Below are 20,400 nucleotides of genomic sequence, written 5' to 3'. Positions count from 1 at the left end.
GGTACGAGGACTGGAACGTTGTACCGTGGCAGTATTGTACGCTAAGCGAATCAGTGACGGGATAATTTTTAGTTCTTTCAGGCTCCTTCGTCTGGAGCGTCGGTCAGTGGCACGAGAAAATCTTTGCTGATGCCAATACCAACAAGGTTGATTTGGCTTAAAAATTCAGTCAGGTACGCATGAAGACCGATTGTAAGAATTTCCTCGATGGTCTGGTCCCTCAAGGTCGCCAGCAGGCTGAGCGCAGCATGATGTGTACTGCCGGAATAAATGTTGCGCACCCGTGTCAGTGTGTCGACGATTTCTTGCAGGCAAGCGACGAGTGATCTGGGCATGTTGCCGCGAAGTATCAAAAGCTCGGCGATGCGCTCTGGGGTGATGACGTCACGGTAGACTTTGCGGTAGTTTTCAAACGCGGAAACGGAGCGCAAGATTGCAGCCCAGTAATAAAATTCGTCGACTGCATCAAGACGCTCACCTTGCGAAGCGGCTGCGGCAAGAAATTTGACATCGAGCAAGCGAGCGGTGTTGTCCGCGCGTTCAAGAAAGGTACCAAGCTGGATAAAGTCATATACCTCGCCACGCATCATCGTGCCGTTATTGACGCCACGTGTCAGGTGTGATCGAAACTTGACCCATTCAAAAAACTCGGCGGGAGAACGTTGCATCATGCCACTGTGCAGCATACGTTGCGCATCAAGCCAGGTTGTATTGATGGTTTCCCAAAGTTCTGTGGTGATAGCGCCACGGACTGCTCGCGCATTTTCTCGCGCGGCTTGCAAGCAGCGCATAATTGAAGAAAGGTTATTGACGTCACTGACCATAAAATGCATCACGCCCGTCGGCGTCACTGCGTCATGTCGGGAAGCGTAGTCGTCCGTTAATTCAGAAATATCGAGCATCGCTCGCCAAGCATTCTCGATGGTCTGTGTGGACTGCGGAAAGAGAGACATCTGATAGTTGACGTCCAGCATGCGCGCAGTATTTTCGGCACGTTCTGTGTAACGTGACATCCAGTAGAGATGATCGGCGGTTCGTGAAAGCATGTTTGTCATCCTAACGTTCCAGAATCCAGGTGTCTTTGGTGCCGCCACCTTGCGAAGAGTTCACAACCAGAGAGCCTTCCTTGAGCGCCACGCGTGTCAGTCCGCCAGGCACCATGCGGACGTGCGCGCCAGAGAGGACAAAGGGACGTAAGTCGATGTGTCTCGGAGCAATACCTGATTCAACATAGGTTGGACAGGTCGACAAGGCGAGTGTTGGCTGCGCGATGTAGTTGTTGGGGTTGGCTAGAACCCGTGCTTTAAAGTCATCAATCTCGCTCAGGCTCGACGCGGGTCCCACCAACATCCCGTAGCCGCCTGCACCGTGGACTTCTTTCACGACGAGCTCGGCCATGTTTTGAATCACATACGACAGTTCGTCAGGCTTGCGACACTGAAAGGTGGGAACGTTTGCGATGAGGGGTTCTTCGCTGAGGTAAAACCGAATCATGTCCGGTACATAAGGGTAGATAGACTTATCGTCTGCGACACCTGTGCCCATGGCATTACAGATTGCGACGTTGCCCGCGCGATAAGCGCGAAGCAAGCCTGGGGGACCTAGCGTTGAGTCGTTTCTAAAGACGTCAGGGTCTAAAAAATCATCATCCACCCGCCGATAAATCACATCAATTCTTCTGGGGCCTTGGGTCGTACGCATGAACACGTAATCGTCTTTGACAAAAAGATCTTGCCCTTCGACGAGTTCGACACCCATTTGCTGCGCTAAAAATGCATGCTCAAAATAGGCGGAGTTGTACATGCCTGGTGTCAAGACAACAACGTTAGGGCGAAGTGTTGAGGTTCTGAATGTGTCGCGCAGGGTTTCAAGTAGCAAGTCAGGGTAGTGATCAACAGGCTCAACGCGATGGTTGGCAAAGAGCTCTGGAAAGAGGCGCATCATCATCTTTCTATTTTCAAGCATGTATGAAACGCCTGAGGGCACACGCAAATTGTCCTCGAGGACAAAAAGTTCACCTGTTTGTGCGCCGTGATTCGCGCGAACGATATCAATCCCTGCAATGTGCGCGTAAATACCGAGCGGCACTTTGATGCCTTTCATCTGAGGCCGATATTGGGCGTTATTGAGTACTTGCTCGGCGGGAATGATGCCGGCTTTTAGAATGTGCTGGTCGTGGTACACATCGTGTAGAAACATGTTCAGGGCTTGTACGCGTTGCCTGAGGCCGCGCTCAAGGTGCTCCCACTCTGATGCAGGAAAGATCCGCGGCACAATATCGAAGGGGATGGTGCGTTCCGCGCCGTCGGTATCTCCATATACGGCAAAGGTGATGCCGACGCGACGAAAAATCAACTCCGCTTCTTCGCGGCGGGCGGCAATCAGTTGCGCGGGCTGCTGTGCGAGCCAGTGTGCAAAGCTCTGGTAGTGTCCCCGGGTTACAGGTGAGGAAGAGGCGGGCTCTTCAGAGGTCTCCAGCATTTCGTCAAAAATATGGTTCAAAAGCAGGGTTTGCGTGGCTTGCCGCATGTCAGGATGTCCGTCTGTGTTCGCTTGGTATGCGCGCAACCTTTAGCGCGGGCTACACACGTTTCAAAGCAATATCCATGCCACGTCTATTTGTATAAGCAAGTGAGCGTTTGGCGAGACCTAAAAAATAAATAGACTGGCACGGATATTGCTTTGAAAGGACTATGTCTATCCATGTCGCACTTCATCACGTTACGACGTATCACTACGATCAGCTGATCACACTGGGTCCTCAGGTGATTCGGCTGCGACCTGCGCCGCACTGCCGGACACGCATTCTTTCTTATGCGTTGCGGATAGAGCCTGCCGCGCATTTTTTAAATTGGCAGCAAGACCCCTTTGCCAATTATCTCGCCCGTGTCGTGATCCCGGAGAAGACGCGAACATTTGAAGTGGTGGTGGACCTCGTCGCGGAGATGGCGGTTTACAACCCGTTTGATTTTTTTCTCGAACCGGGATCTGAGCACTTTCCCTTTAGCTACTCACCAGAGCTCAAGGCAGAGCTTGCGCCTTACTTGAACGCCGCGCCAATGGGGCCGCAGCTGACGACTTTTTTCAAAAATGTACCGCGCCGCGAACGTCGAAGTATTGACTTTTTAGTTGAGCTCAATAGCCGCGTGCATCGCAAGGTGAGCTATACCGTCCGGATGGAACCTGGTGTTCAAACTCCTGAACAAACGCTGGCGCTTGCTTCTGGTTCTTGCCGTGACTCAGGTTGGCTGTTGGTTCAGTTGTTACGCAATTTTGGTTTAGCGGCACGTTTTGTTTCGGGTTATCTCGTTCAACTGAAGCCGGATGTCGAGGCAGTGGATGGTCCGTCTGGTGCAACAAAGGACTTTACAGACTTGCATGCGTGGTGCGAGGTGTATTTGCCAGGGGCAGGCTGGGTGGGCTTGGATCCAACCTCTGGTTTGCTAGCTGGCGAGGGGCATATTCCTATCGCTTGTACACCTGAACCCTCATCGGCCGCGCCCATTTCTGGTGCATTAGAGGAGTGCGAAGTAAAGTTTGCGCACCAAATGACGGCACAGCGAGTGTTTGAGACCCCCCGTGTCACAAAACCATACAACGATGCACAGTGGGAGAGCATTGATGCGCTGGGCGCACAGGTGGATGCGCGACTAGTGGCGCAGGACGTTCGACTTACGATGGGAGGAGAGCCAACCTTTGTTTCTGCTCTTGATCGAGATGGCGCGGAGTGGAATACGGATGCGCTAGGTCCGACCAAGCGTGGTTTGGGGCTTGCCTTGATGGGGCGGCTGCAACAACAGTATGGCGCAACGGGCTTTCTTCATTTTGGGCAGGGAAAATGGTACCCCGGTGAGCAACTGCCTCGTTGGACCTTATCGGCATATTGGCGCGCGGATGGCCAGCCGTGCTGGCAGCACCCTGAGCGCTTTGCAGACGAGCGAGAGCCATATCATTACACCACTGCAGATGCTCAAGCGTTTTTGCACATCATTGCGGATCGATTAGGTGTGAGCCGCCAATACATTCAAGCGGGCTACGAGGATACTTTCTACTATTTGTGGAAAGAGCGAACGCTGCCAGTGAATGTGGATCCTTTTGACTCAAAGCTTGATGATGAAATGGAGCGCGCACGCTTGCGTCGCGTATTCGAACATCGTCTTGATGCGCCAGTGGGTTATGCATTACCCCTGTCACGAAAAGAATCCGTCAAGGACGGTACGCAACACGACGTTATGCGTTGGGAGTCGGGGGCGTGGTTTTTGCGCGACGCGCGTTTGTATTTGATTCCAGGCGATTCTCCAATGGGTTATCGGTTGCCATTGGATTCCTTACCGTGGACCAAGCCAATAGATCGACGTTATCCGATTGACCGTGACCCCTTTGAGCGGCGCGATGCCTTGGACGCAGCGCAGCCGTCGACTTCTATCACCCATCAGCAGCGACCCGATCAGCTGGGCACAGACACTGTTGCGCCAGAAAGGTTTGAGTCACGCGCCAACCTGATCCGAACGGCCTTGTGTGTCGAAGTGCGTAACCCAAATCGAAGTAATGGGCCCAAGCTTGAGTTTGTAGGGCCGGAGAGCGCGTTGCTATATGTTTTTATGCCGCCGCTGACGCATCTTGAAGACTATCTTGAGCTATTGAAAATCGTTGAGCAGACAGCTCTGCAACTTGACGTTTGCATCGTACTCGAAGGCTATCCGCCTCCGCGTGATGTGCGCATGATGTTGTTGCAAGTCACGCCTGATCCTGGCGTTTTAGAGGTCAATATTCATCCAGCAAAAAACTGGTCAGAACTTGTTCAACACACTGAATTTTTGTATCAGGCCGCTCATGAAACGCGCCTGAGTTGTGAAAAATTTATGATGGACGGTCGTCACACTGGGACGGGCGGGGGTAATCACTTTGTGATGGGTGCAGCAAGCCCGGGGGATAGTCCATTTTTGCGACGCCCGGATGTATTAGCAAGTTTGCTGACGTTTTGGCACAACCACCCTGCGATGTCTTATCTATTTTCCGGGTTGTTTGTCGGCCCGACAAGTCAGTCGCCGCGTGTAGACGAGGCGCGAAACGATCAAGTGTACGAGTTGGAAATCGCGCTAAAAGAAATTGATATTCAGATGAGCCGTCCTGGCGGGTGCTCGCCGTGGATGATTGATCGGGCACTGCGAAATATTTTGATTGATGTGACGGGCAATACGCATCGTGCCGAGTTCAGCATCGACAAGCTTTATTCGCCAGACGGGCCGACAGGCCGTTTGGGTTTGCTTGAGTTGCGAGGTTTTGAAATGCCTCCTCATGCGCGTATGAGTCTTGTGCAGCAGCTCCTCATCCGGGCGCTCGTGGCATGGTTTTGGAAAACGCCGTACAGACCGTCAGGAAAGACGCGTCTCACACGCTGGGGCACGCAACTCCATGATCGTTTTATGTTGCCCACTTTTATCTTGATGGACTTTCAAGATGTTTTGTCCGAGCTGGAGATGGCAGGGTTTTGTTTTGATATGAAATGGTTTGCGCCTCATGCCGAGTTTAGATTCCCTCTGATTGGTGAGACAGATCTCCGAGAGGTGCATTTGAGTTTGCGTACGGCCCTTGAGCCCTGGCATGTGATGGGCGAAGAAAGTGGCGCAGGAGGAACTGTTCGTCTGGTCGATGCGTCTGTTGAGCGGCTTGAGCTAAAGGTTTCCGGTTATGTGGATAACCGCTTTTCTATTGCCATCAATGGCATCGTGCCGCGTCTTCAACCGACAGGAATTGAGGGTGAATATGTGATCGGAGTGCGCTATCGCGCCTGGAGTCCTCCTTCGGCGTTGCATCCGACAATTGGTGTGCATGCGCCCTTAACATTTGATTTGGTCGACAATTGGCTCTCACGTTCAATGGGAGGGTGTCGTTATCACGTCGTGCATCCTGGTGGTCGAAATTATGACTCGCTGCCCGTCAATTCTTTTGAAGCGGAAAGTCGCCGGCTAGCGAGATTTTCTCGGTTGGATCACACCCCCGGTTCAGTTTCGTTTGAGCCATGCGCCACTGAACCTGAGTTTCCTTATACACTCGACTTGCGGCGCCACCATTGATTGAGTGTTGAATAGTCCATGTCGTTAGAGTCCTCTTCCAAGAAAAATACAGATCACGCCGTCCATGACTCGCTTGAGCGGGTCTTTGCGTCAGTGTGTAGTCTCACCGCAAAAACAAAAGTGGGTCATTACGATGAACTGCGTGATCAAGCAGGAGGCTTGCGTAAGCCATGGAAAACATTTTTTGGCTATCTTGGCGAGACCGGTATTGCTGGCTTGCCCGCAAGTAGCGATACGATTGCGAGACTGATTCAACAAAACGGTATTTCTTATAACGTTTATGCGGACAACCAAGACCAAGCACGACCGTGGTCGCTGAATCCTTTGCCCTTGTTGATTGAGCCTGCCGAGTGGCGTGGCATTTCAAGTAGTCTGGCTCAACGCGCCAAACTTTTAAATGCCATTGTGCAAGATGTCTACGGTCCTCAGACGTTGATTCGTGGCGGTTATTTGCCGAGTGCACTGGTGCTGGGCCATCCTGGTTATTTGCGTCCGATGCAAGGTGTACAGCCGCCAGGCGGGACCCATTTACATGTTGTGGCCTTTGATATTGCTCGCGGACCCAACGGGCGGTGGTGGGTGATTGGACAGCGGACCCAGTCTCCTTCTGGACTGGGATATGTTCTTGAAAATCGGTTGATTGTTTCGCGCTTATTCCCTGAAGCGTATCGTGAAATGCGTGTGCAGCATATCGCTTCGAGCTATAAGCGCCTGCTGGATTCAATGACTGCAGCGGCTGCGCTGATTACGCAAGACACGCCTCGTTTTGCTCTGTTAACACCCGGCCCGTATAGTGAAACGTATTTCGAGCACGCATACTTGGCGCGTTACCTTGGCTTGCCTTTGGTAGAAGGCGCCGACCTCACTGTTCGTAATGACAAGTTGTACTTAAAGACGCTGCATGGCTTACAGCGGATTCATGGTTTGTTACGCCGACTGGATGATGATTTTTGTGACCCTTTAGAGTTGCGTGCAGACTCGAGTCTAGGTGTCCCAGGTTTGTTGCAGGCCGTACGAGCGGGCAATGTTGTGATGGCAAATTCGCTTGGCACGAGTTTTTTAGAGTCCCCCGCAGTGCAGGGCTTCCTGCCAGCAATATCTGAATACCTTTTGGGTGAGCCGCTCAAGATGCCTTCGCTCAACACATGGTGGTGTGGTGAAATCGCAGCGTGGAAAGATATTGCACCCGATTTAGACACACAGGTCATCAAGCCAACATATGCGACGAGTCCCCGCACGAATTTTCAGCCCGCCATCGCAAGTGTATTGAGCGAGCAAGAGCGTAAAAAGTGGCAAGACAGAATTGATCAGCAGCCAGATTTGTACACCACACAAAGCTATTTGCCGTTTTCCCAAGCACCAACGTGGGAGGCCGATTGTTTCACTCCTCGCACGGCAATGTTACGCGTTTACGCGATCGCTTCAGGTAAAGGGGAGTGGCAAGTATTACCTGGTGGAATGACAAGGATTGCGACGCTGGATCCGCACATTGTTTCTATTCAGAGCGGGGGGAGTACGCAGGATACATGGGTCATGACGGAGCAACCCGTTGACACATATTCAATGCTCCCGAGCCGAGAAAAAATTCAGCGCTGGACAGCCTCTGAGCAGCTCGTATCGAGCCGTTCAGCTGAAAACCTTTTTTGGCTTGGGCGATATACAGAGCGCTGTGAGTCGATGGTGCGTCTCGCTAAAGAGGCTTTGGTGCTCGTCAGTACGAATCAACAAGATAGCTTGCCAGTCTTAAACGATGTCATGAGTACGCTGGGCGAGTTGCATAAGCTCATCCCCAAGGAGACTCCGGGCTTGACTGAGTCAGCCGCAGCATTTGGGCGAACGCTGATTAGCGGGCTGGCAAAAAAAGATGAAGGAGGGCTGATCGATAATATTGATGCCCTTGAGCACGCACTGAAGGCTGTCAGAGATCGTCTGCCATCTGAACATGCTGAAATCGCACAGACTATGCGAAAGATGGTGTTAAAGACGCCTGCGAGCACGCCGATCGATACGATCGAAGTGCTTGATGCACTCAGTATCCAGTTGGTAGCACTAGTAGGATTTCAATCAGACCGGATGACACGTGATTTAGGTTGGCACATGTTGACAGTGGGGCGGCTCATTGAGCGGCTAATCAGTTTAAGTGAGGTGCTTTGCGCGTTCTTTTCAAATGCCGCTGTTTATACCCCGCGAGGTTTTGAAACCCTTTTGATTTTGTTTGATAGCTCGATTACTTACCGTACGCGCTATCAGAGGCAGCAAGATGTTTATGCGTTGATGGATCTGTTGGTGACCGATGAGACGAATCCGAGATCGTTTAACTGTATTTTGCGCGGGTTGGCGGACGAGCTTCGACATTTGCCAGATAGTGCAACGTTGATGGAGATTGTTCCCGCCTTTAATCCACACGAAGAAAATATCCTTAAGCAGGTGGACACGATTCGTGCCTTAGGATTGTTTGGCGCACAGCTTTCCGATGAAATTAGCCGTCGATTTTTTGCGTTAGCCGTTGAGAGGCATTTGGCATCATGACGCAAACAACCCTGATTGAGATCGATCACGAAACACGCTACCAATATCAAACAGACGTTGAGTTGGCGCACCATATCGCCTATCTGCGGCCGTTAGACTCGGATTGGCAAAAGGTCTTGAGTACGGAGCTGTTAATTACGCCTTCCCCTGATAATCAGGTTGAGGGAAGAGACGCGTTTGGAAACCAGCGAACATTCTTTACGCTTTCTACTCCGCACAAGGCCTTGGTAGTCAAAGCAAAATCGAAAGTTCAAATTAAAAACAGATACGTTAAGTTTGATCCAAAAGCGACCCCCTCGTGGGGCTTGGTCGCAGAGTCTTTGGCGTATGCACTTGATCGCCCCTATTTAGCTGCAAGTGAGTTTTGTTTTCCAAGCCCGTATGTGCCACGCTTACATGAACTCAAAGAATACGCTCTTGAGTCCTTTACGCCAGGCCGCACGATTGGCGAGGCGAGTGTTCATTTATCGACCCGTATCCATCGTGATTTTGAGTACTCAGCGGCTGCGACGGAGATTCATACTCCGATGTTAGAGGCCTTTGAAAAACGGGCAGGCGTGTGCCAAGATTTTTCGCACATCTTTATTGGTTGTTTGCGGGCGATTGGGTTGTCGGCGCAATATGTGAGTGGCTATTTGTTGACGCATCCAGTACCGGGTCAGGAAAAGCTGCGAGGAGCCGATGCCTCGCATGCTTGGGTATCCATCTACTGTCCCGGGGCACCGGGGCATTGGTTAGAACTTGATCCTACCAACGATCAGATCGTGGGCTTGGAGCATGTGAGTGTTGCTGCGGGCAGAGATTTTGGAGACGTCTCGCCCTTGCGAGGGGTGATCCGAGGCGGCGGCGAGCACACCTTGGATATTGCTGTGACGTCCGAGCGGATGAGTGAGCGCCAATCAGCTTAAGCGCGCCACATTAATAAAACTTTCCTCACGTGCATAGTGTCCAAGATTTTCAAGAAACTTTTCAGCCATACGCTGAAGAATAGCGTCTGAAAAACCCGCTGTATGAGGCGTTGCAATGACGTTGGGCATGTCCCAAAGTGGGGAGTCTGCTGGCAAGGGCTCTTGCGCAAACACATCAAGATATGCACCTGCCAAGCGCCCGCTTTTCAGTGCGCTAATCATCGCAGGCTCGTCGATCACTGCCCCGCGAGAAATATTGACGATGTGTGCAGAGGGCTTCATACGACTCAGTGCGTCAGCGCTGACTAGGTTAGTTGTTTGAGCCGTGAGTGGGCAGGCGAGTACTAGCCAATCTGTTTCTGGAAGAATACTGCTGAACTCGTTGAAGGACACTACGCGGGTGTCGGGGATGGTTGAGCTCGCGGCTTGACGTACGACAATAAGGTTTAGACCAATCGCCTTTAACCATGCGGCTAGTTTTTGACCAATCGGACCCCAGCCAACAATCGTGGCGGTCTGACCTTCGAGATCTGGAGGAAGTCCGACCTTGAAAAAGGGTGCCCAAACATGAGCCCGTTGCGCAGCAGCGAGTTGAGGAAAGCGCCGTGATAGCGAGAGCAATCCTGTCAAGGCCGTTTGCGCCACCAGACTCGCGCTCGCGCCGGACGAACTTGTGACGGTCACGCCTCTTGCCATTAAATCGAGAAAAATTTGTCGATCTACACCAGCCGAGTGTATGTGTACCCATTGCAGCGCTTTTGAGTTTTTAAGCGCATCGTAGACATATTGCGTCTCTGGAATGATGTTCTGCTTGGTCGATGTCGAGGTGATGTCACGCGAAACAAAACAGAAATCGGCATCCGCAATGCCCTCATGCATTTGTTGAGCGGTCACGCGGACGTAGCCATCCACCCCTAGGATTGCCTCAATTTTAGGGGCAAGTTCCTCTGCAGTTTTGTCTGAGAGCAGAATGCGCGGTGGATGACTGAGCTTTTGAATGGACACGTTGATGACCTTGGCAAATACGGAGAGGATGCGTCAAGACTGCGATTGACGTACCTAGAGGTGCGTCAATCGCGTAGGTTTAGTTGCGATAGGAAGTATCTGTGCGATCAAGCTTGCGCAGCAGGGCGGGCCACTCCATCACACCATAAGGACGGCGCGTGCCGGGCTGGTAGTTGTTCCATGTCTCATCCAAGACTTTTTGCGAGACCTTTGACATCGGCGAGTTGCAGGACATCGCACCGATTTGTGCCCGGCAGGACAATTCGAGACGGTGCATCCAGTTGAATGCTTCGCCAATGGTGCGTCCCACAGTCAATGCACCATGGTTGCGTAGAATCATGGCTTCACTATTGCCCAAGTCCTTACACAAAGACTCCTGCTCGGCCTCATCGAGCACGACACCCTGATAGTCGTGATAACTGATCTTAAGAAACCGCATCGCTGTTTGCGTCAAGGGCAATAGTCCGCATTCGAGTGAAGACACGGCCATAGAGGCCCAGCTGTGTGTATGAATCACGCAGCCGACTTCTGGACGCGCATGGTGGACAGCACTATGAATGACAGCGCCCGCTTTATTGATGCCGTAATTGAGATCACCAAAATCTGGTTTGGTCAGGATGTTGCCTTGATGGTCAACCTTCAGCAGGCTGGACGCGGTGATTTCTTCGTACATCAAGCCATAGGCATTAATGAGGTAAGTACCTTCTTCGCCGGGCACGCGGGCTGAAATATGGTTGGCGATCATGTCTGCCATGCCATACATCTCGACGAGCCGATAACAGGCGGCTAAATCGACACGCGTTTGCCACTCAGCATCTGAGACTTTGCCTTTGAGTGAGGGAATCTGCAGTACGCCTTCTTTTGCCATGAGTATGTGCCCCTAAAGTTTTTGTAAGAATAAATTCTATAAGACTAAAGATACCAAGCCGCGTACGTTTTCGCGAGTGGTTCCGTTCGGAATACTCAAAAAATAGCGTTATGCTTAGAGTTGAAGCTGTTTTGTTTGTGTCGATATCAGAGAATATAGATGAAAATGTTGCCCTTTGTCGCTCTTGTGGCTGTTGCTAGCGCTCTCGTTGGCTGTCAGGGCAGTGCTGTCTATTATCATCGCGATCCTGCACGTCAGATCATCGTGCTTGATCAGCGAGAAATCAGCATCATTCCGCTTGGCAATGACAAATGGGAGGCGTTCGGCGGAAAACAAGGCGGCTGGATTAATACAGATTATGACAAGCAGAAAGCGAGACAGATCGAGGCCATAGAAAAAGCCACGGGCTGCAAAGTCATTTCGACAGAGTTTCCTGCAATCAACAATGAAAATAAGTTGTTAATCCACGCAATGGTTGATTGCACTGGGCAACCTGGTCGTTAGTCGCGACCGACTCCTTTACCCGTACGGATGATTTGACTCATTCGCAAGTCTCTTTTAGCGGAATCCGCGACGCTCAAACCTTGCGCAACGCCAGCGCGATCAGCGAGGTCGCGGTTTTGGCTAACCTTCCATTTCGCTTGAATGCGCGTAATCGTCAGCTCAATCCCTACGATGGCATTCAGCATTTTTTCAATGTAATCGGCAGGGGCATCAGAAATTTTCCAGGTACTTTGCCTCGCATTCTCCATGGTCTGAGTCAGATCGGCGACGATCTGTCGCTTGATCGCCTCATCATGCGTCACAGACAATACGCCGTACACATGCACCACGGCGTAGTTGTAGGTGGGCACAACCTGATGGTGAACGTGTTTCGATGGATACCAGTTAGGGGTGATATAGGCTTCAGGTCCTTGAAATATCACTAAAGACTCTTGTGCTGTTAAGTCATTTTTCCAAACGGGATTTCCCTTGGCAACATGGCCGATGAGCTTGCCACCAACCGCGAGGTCACCTTGGACTAAAAAAGGAATGTGGTTGGCTTCAAGGGCGCCGTCTTGATGTGTGACGAGCGCACCAAGAGGATAGGCCTCAAGCAGAGACTTTAATGACTCAAGGTCTTGTTGTTCGAAGTGCTTGGGTAAATACATGTTCAACCACCTGCAATGGCGTCACCGTACGGCGACATAATTTCAGTACATCCCATATTCATTTCTCCGTCGCGCATGACGCCTGCCGGACAAGCAAAAGAATAAGGATAAATATTGCGACGCGTTTGAATCACGGGCATTTCTTTTTCCAACGCAGCAATGATGTCAGGAGATAGCGTTTGATCGGCGGTGATTTTCCCGCTACCGCTGACATCAATACGGGGTGTATGAAAGGCTTCTTCGAGGTCGAGACCATGATCGATCATGAAAGAGCTCAACTGCATCACGGCACCCAGGATTTTCCGTCCACCCGAGGCCCCGATCGCAAAGCGACGGCCTGCAGCATCCTCACCGATCACAGGCGAGTAGTTTGCCAAACACCGCTTGTTAGGACCAAGGGAGTTGGGTTTGCCAGGCTCGGGATCGAACCACATGATGCCGTTGTTGAGCAACATGCCTGTTGAGGGAGACACCACACGCGAACCAAAAATGGAGAGTAAGGTTTGCGTCACCGCACACATATTGCCTTCACGATCAACAACGCTAAAGTGCGTGGTGCATCCGGGCGCAGTGGGCGATTCATGATCACCCATATTTTCAAAGCGCAATTTAAAGGCCGCGTCGAGTGCGCGCGCAAAACCTGCGTAAGTCGCGGCGTCAGGTTTTCCTTTGCTCGGCGAAAGTTCACGCGCGAGTATTTCTAAGGCTTTGCCAAATGTTGGGCCGCCCGTGAGCCCTGGCGTTGCATACACTCGACCACCACGGTAGTTGATCGTCAGAGGTTCGACGATAGACGCCTGATAGTCGTGCAAGTCTTGCACGCTTAAACAGCCGCCTTTTGCGCGAACATCTTTAGCAAGTTGAGTGGCAATGTCGCCTTTATAAAAAGCGTCAGCACCACCTTCGGCAATTTGCATCAGTGTTTGTGAAAAGGCTTTTTGATTGAGATGCTTTTCGGTCAGTGAGGTCCACTCGCCGGCGATCGGCCAATGCCCGTCATCCAGAAACATCTTGGCTGTATCTGTATCTTTGCTGAGTACGCGCGCGTTTGCTGCAGTCACGAGCGTGGTGTACCAGTCGACTAACAATCCTTCGTCTGCGAGCTTTGCTGCAGGCGTGACGAGGTCTTTCCAGGGCATTCGACCAAAGTGTTTGTGGGCGAGGTCCATGCCCGCAACCGCACCCGGCACTGCGACAGCCGTCGCACCCATGACATTACGATCCTCGACTACCGCGGGCCAAGGAAACAAATCTGAAGACTTTCCCGCACCACTTAGCGGGTAGTTGGCTGGATTGAGCTCGCGGGGTGATCGGCAACCAAAATCGATCACGTGCGCTTTGCCTTCTTTGGCGCGCCACACAACCATGGTCCCGCCTGCTGCAGGACCGCTCATCCAGGGCTCTACGACCCCAATGGCAAACGATGTTGCGATGGCCGCATCAATGGCGTCGCCACCCGCATCGAGCACCGCAGCGCCCACTTTGGCGGCTCGGCGGTGCTGCGCGGCGACAACGCCGGCTTTGGTGGCGATGACAGCTTTACGCGTAATTTGTGAACTGGAAAAGTTTTCAAGCATGAGAATTCCGTTAAAGGTGACGTGTGCGCAACCACTCTATGACAAGCGGAACAAAAAGATTCGTACGGGTAACAGGAAAAAAGTGTCCGCCGTGCTCAAACAAATGCAAATCTGCATGATCAAGCATGGTGACGAGCTCTTCTTGCAAAAATGAAGGGACAATCAGGTCGTCACGCGCGCCTACGACAAGTTTTGGGACGGTGATGCGATGTACATCCGCGCTTCGATCAAAGGCAATCAGTGCGTCTAATCGTTCAGAAATAATGTGTTGCGCCTCAGGTGTGACAGGCGCATTGGCGCGCGCGTTCTCCAAAACTTTCCAGTTGTGATTGAGCCAATTCGCATCGTGCCCCATAAAAACGGACGAACAGGCATAGCCAACTGGATCTCTAAAGAGCATTTCGCGGCGCGTTGAAAAGAGTTCTTGTCGGTGTCGGCTGGATTTTCCCCAGGTCGCGCTAAAGATGCAGGCACGTATGCGCTCCGGTGCGATCAGGGCCATGGTTTGAGCGATACAGCCGCCTGTTGAGTGCCCCACAACGATCGCCTGATTCACATCACAGTGATCCAGAACGGCAAGACAGTCTTGCGCCAGTTGATCGATCGTACAGGGGGCCGTGCCACGAGAGCTTTTGGCGATCCCGCGCTGGTCGAGCCTGATCACCCGGTAATGTGCCGCCAGTGCAGGCACACAGGGATTCCAAAAATTTGCTGTGCCACCCAAGCCGCTGATCAGTAAAAGCGTGGGTCCTGTCCCGTCATCAAGGACGTTTAAAGACGCATTATCGTGGAGTGCCACAGTGTGGCTTCGAGAGTGGCTCATTGGAGTTGGCATGGTGTGCGCTTTAAAAATCACCTATGCTGCGTAGTATCGTGTAAACACTGACACTTGCCAACCTAGGATTTCATATGACGCAGAAATTTGCCCTGTTGCAGCGCAGCGATGAGTGACGGCAACCAGATCATTATTCCACCCACATTTATCGCGTTGTTCGTTGAACCTGGTCGAAGCAAGCCAAGTGCGACGCGAGAGCAGATTTATGAACGCTATGACTTGTGTGAGGACTTGGCTAACTTGTTGACGGAACAAGCGTCCAATAAGCTGTGGGAGCTAGGCATTACCGAAGCCGATGTGCTGGAGAGAATTCACCAGGGGCTAGGTGATGTGGATATTGGCTTGTCTGTGGCGGAAGCGCAGTGGGTAATCTTGCGTCTGGCAGAGATCCTTGGCTGGCAGGAAATGTATCCGCCAAGCCAAGGCGAAGTCAGTCAAAAACCTTAGGCTTTGTTTTCTTCTTGGTAACGCTTGAGGCCAGTCAGGATTTCTTGATGCGCCTCAGAGACATCGCCCCAGCCCTGTACTTTGACCCATTTTCCTTTCTCGAGGTCTTTATAGTGCTCAAAGAAATGCTGAATCGCATTCAGACTCATCGGATGAACATCTGACACTTTATTCAAATGATCGTAAAGAGGAAGAATTTTATTTTCAGGAACGGCTAAAAGCTTGGCGTCTTCACCACCCTCGTCTTCCATATTGAGAACGCCCAGTGCACGACAACGTACGACAACACCGGGAATCAGTGGAAAGGGCGTAATCACCAATACGTCGACTGGATCACCATCGCCAGCGATGGTCTTGGGGATATAGCCATAGTTGCAGGGGTAATGCATCGAAGTACCCATAAAGCGATCAACAAAAATCGCGCCTGATTCCTTGTCTACTTCGTATTTGATCGGATCAGCATTCATTGAGATTTCAATGATGACGTTAAAAGACTCGGGAAGATTTTTTCCCGGGCTGACTTTGTCGAGACTCATGTTGACTCCAGATGGACGAAATTGATAAGTAGATACCCTAATCTTAACAAAAATAGCCCCAATCGTATTGGCGACAGCACGGGTTTAGGCCTGAACGGTTAATGCATGACTTCATCTATCGGCGCTGGTTTTCCAAAGAGATAGCCCTGATAGAGCGTGCAGCCTAACTCAAAGAGCTTAGAGCGTTGCGCTTCAGTTTCGACACCTTCGGCGATCACCGAGAGCCCAAGGCTGTTGCCAAGCGTCACGATTGTTTGAGCGATTGCAGTGTCACTCGCACTCGTCACAATGTTGGTGATAAAGCCTTGATCAATTTTGAGTTGGTCCAAGGGTAGGCGTTGCAGGTATGACAAGGAAGAAAAGCCTGTGCCAAAGTCATCCAGAGAAAAGCCGATTCCATGGCCTTTGAGAATCGTCATTTTTGTAATGAGACTTTCAATTTCGCTGACCAGTACGCTCTCTGTCAGCTCAAGCTTGAGGCGATGGCCTGGTGCGCCAGTTCTTTTCAGTGTCGAAAGCACTTGCTCAACATAATCTGTTTCATGGAATTGCATGGCGCTCACGTTTACTGAAATCGTGAGGCGGGACGTTTTGGGGTCATTCGCCCAGCTCGCAAGTTGTTGACAGGCGGTTTCTAATACCCATCGTCCAAGAGGAAGCACTAAGCCACATTGCTCTGCAGCAACAATAAAATTTCCGGGAGAGACTATTCCCCGGGTAGGATGATTCCATCGTATGAGCGCTTCAAAGCCGGTCAGCTGATTGCGAGCATCCATTTGCCGCTGATAGTAAAGAACGAATTCGCCTTTCTTGAGTGCATCGCGTAAATCAGCTTCGAGAGCGACACGCTCACTCACGAGCTCTTGCATCGTTAAATCAAAAAACTTAAGCGCGCCACGGCCTATTTTCTTGGCGTGATACATGGCGAGCTCTGCATGTTTCAATATGGAAGCGCCATTTTCTTGTTCGATGTTCAAGAGTGAGATGCCAATACAACAAGAGCTGTGGTGCTCAGTCTGATGGATATCAAACGGCTGATGAATCGCACTGATAATTTTTCGAGCAATCATCTCAGCCGTACGCGCAGCCTCATCTGGTTGCACACTCAAGCCACTTAAAATAACAGCGAATTTATCACCGCTAATTCGTGCGACGAAATCACTTTTAGGAATAGCATCTTTGATTCTTTTTGATACTTCTTTGAGCCACAGATCACCATTGTCATGACCAAAGGAGTCATTCAGTGTTTTAAAATCATCCAGATCGATGTGAAGCAATGCTCCCAGATAATGAAGATTTTTACGCTCTTCTATCGCAAGGTTTAAGCGTTGCATGAGCAAGCGTAAATTGGCTAAACCTGTGAGAGTGTCAAAGTATTCAAGGTATTCAATTTGATCCGAGGCAATTTTTTTCGCAGTGATATCTTGTGTGACAGATAGAACGCAGACTTCCCCATTGAGGGATATCGTGTTGGCTGAAACAAGCGCATACACAATTCGACCCGTATGTGTCACAAAACGCGTTTCAAAGTGCTCACAAGAGCGGTGTGATTCAAGAATATGCAGGAATGTTTCGCGCTCTGACCAAGACACCCAAATGCCCATATCAAGAGAGGTTTTTCCAATGATATCTTGGCGCTCCCAGCCGAACATCTTGGTGTGTCCATCATTGATGTCGAGAAACCTACCGTCTGCGAGTCTCGTCAGGCTGACCGCATCGGGACTCGTACGAAAAATCGTGCGATAACGCTCCTCGCTTTCTTTGAGCGTCTCTTGTCGAACAGTCAGCTCCTCTAACAGTCTATTAAAGCCGCCGATGAGTTGTCCGATCTCGTCTTGACGGCGGACAGGTAAGGCCTCAAGTTTGGACTCAGGATTGGCAAGCTGTGCAAGTTTGTGAGCGGTTAACTGTAGAGGCCTGAGCTGACGAACAAGTACCCACCAGGTCAGACTACCCGTCAAAAATGTCAGGAGTAATGCCATAAAAAATATACGCCGCTCCATGTTGGCGATAGGCGCGAATGCAATTTGTGTTGGCAGGGCTACCGCGACAAACCAGTTGATACTACTGAGGTGTTTAACACCAGTAATGACTTCGAAACCGAGAGGATTGATAAAAATATCAATCCCTTCAAATCCAGCGACAAACTTATCCAGACTGGCATTCATACGCGCTTCAGGTAGCGATGTCATCTGAAGATTTTTATCGGAACTTGTAACGACAATGCGATGCGTTGCATCAATTAAGCGATAGCTACTGGAGGCATTGACATGATTGCGCTCAATTCGATCAATAAAGTTTGATTCATTCAGATTAATAATCCCTGCAAGTGCCGCAATCACGTTCCCGCCTGGACTTTTGATCGGTACGCCGATGCCAAAGATAGGCGCGTTCACTTGTCGCCCGATGACTGGCCGCCCGATGGTGGGTTCGCCATTTTTTAGGGTGTTGGCGATGTAGTCTCGATCTAGAAAATTGATGCCTAAGCGCTCTAGGTCGACAGGAACAGACGCGAGCGTTTGTCCGTTGCGATCAGTGATGAAGGTACCACCATTAAACATCCCTTGGAAAATCTTACGATCTTCTAGAAATCGCTGGAGTTCGGCCGAGGAGCTAATGTTTTGCTTTTCGATTATTTGTACGATTTGCTGCAACGCTGCAATGCGATTATCAATTTCATCATTGACTTCGGAGGCCATCAAGGCCGCAAAGGCGTATTGCTGCTCGCCTAAAACACGCTGCATATCATGGCGCAAACTATGGCTGATTGCGTAACCGAAAGACCACAGGCTCACTATAAAAATGAGCAGCATTAAAAGAGTAATACGTGTCTTAAGCGAGTTTTGTTGAAAATGACTCTTGTTCATCATGACGCTAACCTACGGTTTTGCTTGGTACAGAATACACCTTATGGGCTATGCGCGCTAAGGTTCAATAAAACTTGACCCTTAAAACTCCGAGTCAGTATTGACCGATAAAATGTAGAGATGTCGAACATTACAAAATCACAGAGGCGCAAAAGCTGATGGCATATTTAAAATCATTCCGTTTATTGTTCGTCTCTATTCTGGTGACTGTCATGCTGACGACTCAGGCAGCAGCACTTGGAGTGGGCGACAATATAAAAATTGATAAGCTTTTGCTGTTGGATGGTCGGCAACTTAATGCTGCTGATATCAAAGGAAAGTATTTGGTTGTACAAGTATGGGCAACTTGGTGTCCATACTGTCGCCGACAAAACGTCAATCTAAAAGAACTTGTCAGGCGCACGCAAGGGGGAAACTTGCTGGTCGTTGGTTTGTCGGTCGATCAGGCACAAGATACTGTTTTGAATTACGTCAAACAAAACGACATTAACTTTCCTATCGCAATGATGACACCAGAACTTGATCGCGCAATTGGCAAGCGTCGAGGCATACCTGAGTTGTATGTGATTGATCCATCTGGTCGTGTGCTGCAAAAAGATGTTGGTCAGATGGTTGATCTGGATGTGTATGAGCTCGCGAGATTTAACCGTCGTTAAGCGACTTACTCGTTTTGAATCGAGATATAGATGTTGTACGCATTCATGCGATTGGCAGCATTAAAAAGCGGTATTTTTGCGTAGCGTGACCAGTCTGTAGCGGCATAGGCTTCATCAAAGGGTTCTAAGTCCCTAGCGGCCTGTTGCATCGCCTGACGAACATAAACAAGATAGTCACGCGTGAACTGTAAGTCTTCTTTTGCCGAGGTGGAGGAGGGACCGTGTCCTGGAACAATGACCTGAGCATCGCGCTTAAGTAATTTGTCCAAGGAGTGGATCCAGCCCAGACTATCTGCCTGTCCAACGTAGGGAATGCGTCCTCGAAAAACAAGGTCACCCGCGAAAAGCACACCTTCGGAAGGAAAGTAGATGGCAAGGTCGTCGGGTGTATGCGCCGGACCCATTTTGATTAAATCCACATCAAGTCCACCTAACGTCATTCGAGTGTCTTCGACAATCCATCTTGATGCAGGTACCAGTCGTGTTTGGTCATTAATCCAAGGCGCAAGCTCAGAACGAGAAGCTTGAAGGCGGAGTTGAGCCGTATCTGAATTCAAATAATCTTTCGCACTCTCTTGCGCGATGACGGTTGCACCGATATCGATAAAGCTCTGAAGTCCGTAAATGTGATCCGCATGATAGTGCGTCGCGATGACAAATTGAATCGGCTTATTCGTGAGTTTGCGAATTTCGTCGATCAGTTGTTGGCCAAGTGTAGGCGAGCCTAGTGCATCGATGACAACGACACCTGTCGGACCAATGACAACGCCTGCATTAGAAATAAAGTTTTTGTTGAGGGGTGAGCCAAGCGCCGAGACACCTTCGGCATAGTAAGCATTTTTGCTGACTTGCGTCAGCGTCAAGACACGTTCGGCTGCATGACTGCTCACGCTCAGCAGAATCAGGCTGAGGGCAAGGGCAAGCAGACGCAATGATTTCGTCAT

Annotated in this window: 16 protein-coding genes; 6 read left to right on the top strand and 10 right to left on the bottom strand. The window is 50.6% G+C overall.

Annotated features, from left to right (window positions below):
- Positions 1 to 77: 77 nt before the first annotated feature.
- Together WBJ47_RS07510 and WBJ47_RS07505 are read right to left on the bottom strand one after the other, a co-directional pair.
- Entirely contained in the window at positions 78 to 1,046 is a 969-nt protein-coding gene (locus tag WBJ47_RS07510) for an alpha-E domain-containing protein (protein ID WP_422242963.1), read from the bottom strand.
- A 10-nt stretch (positions 1,047 to 1,056) separates the two neighbouring features.
- A complete protein-coding gene (locus WBJ47_RS07505) occupies positions 1,057 to 2,529 on the bottom strand; it encodes a circularly permuted type 2 ATP-grasp protein (protein ID WP_422242962.1) in 1,473 nt (490 codons plus the stop codon).
- Between the two features lie 164 nt (positions 2,530 to 2,693).
- Here WBJ47_RS07505 and WBJ47_RS07500 point away from each other — a divergent pair, with 164 nt between their 5' ends.
- The 3 genes from WBJ47_RS07500 to WBJ47_RS07490 are packed head-to-tail and all read left to right on the top strand — an operon-like array spanning position 2,694 to position 9,514.
- A complete protein-coding gene (locus WBJ47_RS07500) occupies positions 2,694 to 6,077 on the top strand; it encodes a DUF2126 domain-containing protein (RefSeq protein ID WP_422242961.1) in 3,384 nt (1,127 codons plus the stop codon).
- A gap of 18 nt (positions 6,078 to 6,095) precedes the next feature.
- The gene (locus tag WBJ47_RS07495) at positions 6,096 to 8,606 is read left to right on the top strand and encodes a circularly permuted type 2 ATP-grasp protein (RefSeq protein ID WP_422242960.1); all 2,511 of its coding nucleotides are present in this window, start codon (positions 6,096 to 6,098) and stop codon (positions 8,604 to 8,606) included.
- Entirely contained in the window at positions 8,603 to 9,514 is a 912-nt protein-coding gene (locus WBJ47_RS07490; protein WP_422242959.1) for a transglutaminase family protein, read from the top strand. Before WBJ47_RS07495 ends, WBJ47_RS07490 begins: the two co-directional genes overlap by 4 nt.
- Here the strand turns inward: WBJ47_RS07490 and WBJ47_RS07485 are convergent.
- Entirely contained in the window at positions 9,506 to 10,519 is a 1,014-nt protein-coding gene (locus WBJ47_RS07485) for a D-2-hydroxyacid dehydrogenase (RefSeq protein ID WP_422242958.1), read from the bottom strand. The genes WBJ47_RS07490 and WBJ47_RS07485 overlap by 9 nt on opposite strands.
- Before the next feature lie 79 nt (positions 10,520 to 10,598).
- Positions 10,599 to 11,387 carry a class II aldolase/adducin family protein gene (locus WBJ47_RS07480; protein ID WP_422242957.1) on the bottom strand — a complete coding sequence of 263 codons (789 nt, stop codon included), beginning with the start codon at positions 11,385 to 11,387 and terminating at the stop codon, positions 10,599 to 10,601.
- A gap of 159 nt (positions 11,388 to 11,546) precedes the next feature.
- Here WBJ47_RS07480 and WBJ47_RS07475 point away from each other — a divergent pair, with 159 nt between their 5' ends.
- Positions 11,547 to 11,891 carry a hypothetical protein gene (locus tag WBJ47_RS07475; RefSeq protein ID WP_422242956.1) on the top strand — a complete coding sequence of 115 codons (345 nt, stop codon included), beginning with the start codon at positions 11,547 to 11,549 and terminating at the stop codon, positions 11,889 to 11,891.
- Here the strand turns inward: WBJ47_RS07475 and WBJ47_RS07470 are convergent.
- From WBJ47_RS07470 to WBJ47_RS07460, 3 genes are read right to left on the bottom strand one after another with little or no spacing between them, the layout of a single operon-like run.
- On the bottom strand, positions 11,888 to 12,538 hold the full coding sequence (locus WBJ47_RS07470; protein WP_422242955.1) for an FMN-binding negative transcriptional regulator: 651 nt from the start codon (positions 12,536 to 12,538) through the stop codon (positions 11,888 to 11,890). The genes WBJ47_RS07475 and WBJ47_RS07470 overlap by 4 nt on opposite strands.
- 2 nt (positions 12,539 to 12,540) lie before the next feature.
- Entirely contained in the window at positions 12,541 to 14,115 is a 1,575-nt protein-coding gene (locus WBJ47_RS07465; RefSeq protein ID WP_422242954.1) for a gamma-glutamyltransferase family protein, read from the bottom strand.
- 10 nt (positions 14,116 to 14,125) lie between these two features.
- Entirely contained in the window at positions 14,126 to 14,950 is an 825-nt protein-coding gene (locus tag WBJ47_RS07460; protein WP_422242953.1) for an alpha/beta fold hydrolase, read from the bottom strand.
- A 108-nt stretch (positions 14,951 to 15,058) separates the two neighbouring features.
- Between WBJ47_RS07460 and WBJ47_RS07455 the strand changes: the two genes are divergently transcribed.
- On the top strand, positions 15,059 to 15,397 hold the full coding sequence (locus WBJ47_RS07455) for an ATPase with chaperone activity (RefSeq protein WP_422242952.1): 339 nt from the start codon (positions 15,059 to 15,061) through the stop codon (positions 15,395 to 15,397).
- Here the strand turns inward: WBJ47_RS07455 and ppa are convergent.
- The gene (gene ppa / locus WBJ47_RS07450) at positions 15,394 to 15,933 is read right to left on the bottom strand and encodes an inorganic diphosphatase (protein ID WP_422242951.1); all 540 of its coding nucleotides are present in this window, start codon (positions 15,931 to 15,933) and stop codon (positions 15,394 to 15,396) included. The genes WBJ47_RS07455 and ppa overlap by 4 nt on opposite strands.
- A gap of 98 nt (positions 15,934 to 16,031) precedes the next feature.
- Entirely contained in the window at positions 16,032 to 18,803 is a 2,772-nt protein-coding gene (locus WBJ47_RS07445; protein ID WP_422242950.1) for a bifunctional diguanylate cyclase/phosphodiesterase, read from the bottom strand.
- Between the two features lie 155 nt (positions 18,804 to 18,958).
- Between WBJ47_RS07445 and WBJ47_RS07440 the strand changes: the two genes are divergently transcribed.
- Entirely contained in the window at positions 18,959 to 19,456 is a 498-nt protein-coding gene (locus WBJ47_RS07440) for a TlpA disulfide reductase family protein (protein WP_422242949.1), read from the top strand.
- Positions 19,457 to 19,461: 5 nt separating this feature from the next.
- Here WBJ47_RS07440 and WBJ47_RS07435 read toward each other — a convergent pair whose 3' ends face one another.
- Positions 19,462 to 20,400, bottom strand: a complete 939-nt coding sequence (locus WBJ47_RS07435) for an MBL fold metallo-hydrolase (protein ID WP_422242948.1) — start codon at positions 20,398 to 20,400, stop codon at positions 19,462 to 19,464.

This window comes from Zwartia sp., from assembly GCF_049655405.1.
Taxonomy (GTDB): domain Bacteria; phylum Pseudomonadota; class Gammaproteobacteria; order Burkholderiales; family Burkholderiaceae_B; genus Zwartia.
The sequence above is the reverse complement of the archived record's forward strand: the minus strand, read 5'-3'. Positions and strand labels throughout refer to the sequence as shown.

What these genes read in the sequence shown, in the direction of transcription:
- WBJ47_RS07510 (WP_422242963.1), bottom strand. Translation starts at nt 1,046, where the DNA reads ATGCTTTCACGAACCGCCGATCATCTCTACTGGATGTCACGTTACACA.
- WBJ47_RS07505 (WP_422242962.1), bottom strand. Translation starts at nt 2,529, where the DNA reads ATGCGGCAAGCCACGCAAACCCTGCTTTTGAACCATATTTTTGACGAA.
- WBJ47_RS07500 (WP_422242961.1), top strand. Translation starts at nt 2,694, where the DNA reads ATGTCTATCCATGTCGCACTTCATCACGTTACGACGTATCACTACGAT.
- WBJ47_RS07495 (WP_422242960.1), top strand. Translation starts at nt 6,096, where the DNA reads ATGTCGTTAGAGTCCTCTTCCAAGAAAAATACAGATCACGCCGTCCAT.
- WBJ47_RS07490 (WP_422242959.1), top strand. Translation starts at nt 8,603, where the DNA reads ATGACGCAAACAACCCTGATTGAGATCGATCACGAAACACGCTACCAA.
- WBJ47_RS07480 (WP_422242957.1), bottom strand. Translation starts at nt 11,387, where the DNA reads ATGGCAAAAGAAGGCGTACTGCAGATTCCCTCACTCAAAGGCAAAGTC.
- WBJ47_RS07475 (WP_422242956.1), top strand. Translation starts at nt 11,547, where the DNA reads ATGAAAATGTTGCCCTTTGTCGCTCTTGTGGCTGTTGCTAGCGCTCTC.
- WBJ47_RS07470 (WP_422242955.1), bottom strand. Translation starts at nt 12,538, where the DNA reads ATGTATTTACCCAAGCACTTCGAACAACAAGACCTTGAGTCATTAAAG.
- WBJ47_RS07465 (WP_422242954.1), bottom strand. Translation starts at nt 14,115, where the DNA reads ATGCTTGAAAACTTTTCCAGTTCACAAATTACGCGTAAAGCTGTCATC.
- WBJ47_RS07460 (WP_422242953.1), bottom strand. Translation starts at nt 14,950, where the DNA reads ATGCCAACTCCAATGAGCCACTCTCGAAGCCACACTGTGGCACTCCAC.
- WBJ47_RS07455 (WP_422242952.1), top strand. Translation starts at nt 15,059, where the DNA reads ATGAGTGACGGCAACCAGATCATTATTCCACCCACATTTATCGCGTTG.
- ppa (WP_422242951.1), bottom strand. Translation starts at nt 15,933, where the DNA reads ATGAGTCTCGACAAAGTCAGCCCGGGAAAAAATCTTCCCGAGTCTTTT.
- WBJ47_RS07445 (WP_422242950.1), bottom strand. Translation starts at nt 18,803, where the DNA reads ATGATGAACAAGAGTCATTTTCAACAAAACTCGCTTAAGACACGTATT.
- WBJ47_RS07440 (WP_422242949.1), top strand. Translation starts at nt 18,959, where the DNA reads ATGGCATATTTAAAATCATTCCGTTTATTGTTCGTCTCTATTCTGGTG.
- WBJ47_RS07435 (WP_422242948.1), bottom strand. Translation starts at nt 20,400, where the DNA reads ATGACGAAATCATTGCGTCTGCTTGCCCTTGCCCTCAGCCTGATTCTG.